General features: G+C 70.3%; 3 protein-coding genes. All 3 read right to left on the bottom strand.

All coding sequences use genetic code 11. The features are described 5' to 3' along the window. Positions 1–229 precede the first annotated feature (229 nt). On the bottom strand, positions 230–1,111 hold the full coding sequence (locus AC1DHD_RS15220; protein WP_476880518.1) for a 1,4-dihydroxy-2-naphthoate polyprenyltransferase: 882 nt from the start codon (positions 1,109–1,111) through the stop codon (positions 230–232). A 46-nt stretch (positions 1,112–1,157) separates the two neighbouring features. Beyond that, a complete protein-coding gene (locus AC1DHD_RS15215) occupies positions 1,158–2,321 on the bottom strand; it encodes an AMP-binding protein (protein WP_476880517.1) in 1,164 nt (387 codons plus the stop codon). An 8-nt stretch (positions 2,322–2,329) separates the two neighbouring features. Next, positions 2,330–3,071, bottom strand: a 742-nt coding sequence (locus AC1DHD_RS15210; protein ID WP_476880516.1) for a 1,4-dihydroxy-2-naphthoyl-CoA synthase, incomplete at its 5' end; no start/stop codon positions are given.

The following is a 3,071-nucleotide window of genomic DNA, read 5'->3' as shown; positions in this document are numbered from 1 at the left end:
AGGCTAGGCCCGCAGCCGAGGCCCGGTGCCGGGAGGCCCGGGRRRTTCCGCGGCGGAGGCTAGGCCCGCAGCCGAGGCCCGGTGCCGGGAGGCCCGGGAAGTTCCGCGGCSGAGGCTAGGCCCGCGGCCGAGGCCAGGTGCAGGGAGGCACCGGAGACCCCGCGGCCGACGCTAGGTCCCGGCAGCCCCTCGCCGGCTCCGGCGAACCCCCCGAATAACCGACCCCGCCCTAGAACCCGCGGCTCAGCACCAGGCCCAGCGAGAACAGCACGGCGTAGCCCAGGTTGATCAAGCCGGTCTGCTTCAGCACCGGGATCAGGCTCTTGCGGCGGCGGCCCGCGATCATCAGCCAGGACGGCATCAGGATGGCCGGGATCAGCAGCAGCACAATCAACATCCACGGCCGTCCCGGCGCCAGCACAATCACCAGCAGGATCGCCACGGCCAGCATCAGCACGTAGCTTTCCCGGGCGTGCTTGTCGCCGAGGCGCACAGCCAGGGTCTTCTTCCCGGCCACACGGTCGGTGGGGATGTCCCGCACGTTGTTGGCCATCAGCAGGGCGCAGGCGATCAGGCCCGTGCCGATCGCGCCGATGATGGCCGCGACGCTGAGCTGTCCGGCCTGGGTGTAGGTGGTGCCCAGCGTGGCCACCAGCCCGAAGAACACAAACACAAACAGGTCGCCCAGGYCGAGGTAGCCGTAGGGGTTCTTACCGCCGGTGTAGCCCCACGCCGCCATCACGCAGCCCACACCCACCAGGATGAGCCACCAGGCCTGCGTGATGATGACCAGGACCAGCCCGAACAGCATCGCCAGGCCGAACGCAGCGAAGGCGGCACGCTTGACGTGTTCCGGCTTGGCCACACCGGATCCCACCAGCCGCAGCGGGCCCACCCGGTCCTCGTCGGTGCCACGGATACCGTCGGAGTAGTCGTTGGCGAAGTTCACGCCGATCTGGAGCAGCAGGGCCACCAGGGCAGCCAGTACGGCGTTGACGGGGCGGAACGCGTTCATCTCGTAGGCCGCGGCGGACCCGATCAGGACCGGAGCGACCGCGGCCGGCAGGGTGCGCAGGCGGGCGCCTTGGATCCATTGTGCGGCTGTGGCCACGGTCAGTACCTCGTTGGTTCGGTGGTGATCTGGTGGAAAGACTTTTCTATTTTCCCCGATGACGGGCGTCCAGCAGAACGCTCATGCCCAGCCGGTCAGGTTTGCCGTTGGGAAGCATCATCAGTTCCGCGGCAGTCAGCACGGTTTTCGGGACCAGGACGCCGGTCAGGGCGCCTGCGGAGCCGCCGAGAATCCCGGCRGTRAAGGCCTCGGCCGCTTCGGCGGAACCGTCGGCCAGCACCACGTACGCGGCCAGGGCCTGTCCCCACTCGGCGGACGGCACCCCCGCCACGAACGCCGCCAGCACACCCTCAAGCCGCTCCAACTCCGCCTGCACGTGCGCGGCGGAGACTTTCACGCCGCCGGTGATCACGACGTCGTCCGCGCGCCCCAGCACTGTGAGGGTGCCGTCGGGCGCGAACTCGCCGAGGTCATTGGTCCGGTACCAGCGGATCCCGCCGTCGTCGACAAAGGTCGCGGCGGTCAGCTCCGGCTCGTCGAGATAGCCGGCGGCGATGGTCGCCCCGCCTAGCAAGATCCGGCCGTCGGGCGCGATCTTGACCTCGACGCCGTCCAGCGGCACGCCGTCGTAGACGCATCCGCCGCAGGTCTCGGCAGAACCATAGGTGGTGACTACCCGGACGCCGGCCTCCCTGGCCGCCGCGAGGAGGCCCGCCGACGCCGGGGCGCCGCCCAGGAGCACGCCGTTGAAGCGCCGGAGCACGGCCAGGGTCTCCGGGGACGGCGAGTCCAGCAGGCGCTGCAGCTGGGTGGGCACCAGGGACGTGAACCGGAGCTTGTCCGTCAGTTCCTGCGCCGCGGCGGTGAAGGCCTCTGCGGTGAACCCGCCGGAGAGGTCCATGGCCCAGGGGCGGGTGCCGGCGAACAGCGACCGGACCAGGACCTGGACGCCGGCCACGAACTGCACGGGCAGTGCCAGCAGCCACTGGCCCTCGCCCTTGAGCGCCATGGCTGTCGCCATGGAGGAGGCCGCCAGGGCGTCCACGGTCAGGACCGTGGCTTTCGGTGCGCCGGTGGACCCTGAGGTCCGCACCACGACGGCGGCATCCTCGACGCCGGGCGTCTCCACCCGCGAGACGGCGGGGGAGCCATCCGGCCCGGCGGAGAGTTCGACGGCGGGACCCTCCCCGCCGAGGGCGGCGGCAAGGGCGGCGAGGGCGGGCTCGATGTCTACCGCTCCGGAGGTCATGGCGCGGCCTAGAAGTAGTACGGGAAGTTGGACCAGTCGGGATCGCGCTTTTCGAGGAAGGCTTCCTTGCCCTCCACGGCCTCGTCCGTCATGTACGCCAGCCGCGTCGCCTCGCCGGCGAACACCTGCTGGCCGGCCAGGCCGTCGTCAGCCAGGTTGAAGGCGAACTTCAGCATCCGGATGGCCTGCGGGGACTGCCGGGCGATGTCGGCGGCGTATTCCAGCGCCACTTCCTCGAGCCGCTCGTGGTCGACGGCCTCGTTCACCGCGCCCATCCGGACCATGTCCTCAGCGGAATATTCGCGGGCGAGGAAGAAGATTTCGCGGGCTGATTTCTGCCCGATCTGGCGGGCCAGCAGGGCCGAGCCATAACCGGCGTCGAAGCTGCCCACGGTCGCGTCGGTCTGCTTGAACTTGCCGTGCTGCCGGGACGCGATGGTGAGATCCGAAACGACGTGCAGGGAGTGCCCGCCGCCTGCCGCCCAGCCGTTGACGACGGCGATGACCACCTTGGGCATGGTCCGCATCAGGCGCTGGACCTCGAGGATGTGCAGCCGGCCCGCGCGGGCCGGATCGATCGTTTCCGTCGTCTCGCCGTTTGCGTACCGGTAGCCGTCGCGGCCGCGGATCCGCTGGTCGCCGCCGGAGCAGAACGAGTGGCCGCCGTCCTTGGGGGAGGGGCCGTTGCCGGTCAGCAGGACGGTGGCGACATCCGGGCTCATCCGGGCGTGGTCCATGGCCCGGTAGAGC

The organism is Arthrobacter sp. 05L45_2 (assembly GCF_056397525.1).
This window is presented reverse-complemented; position numbering and strand designations above follow the sequence as displayed.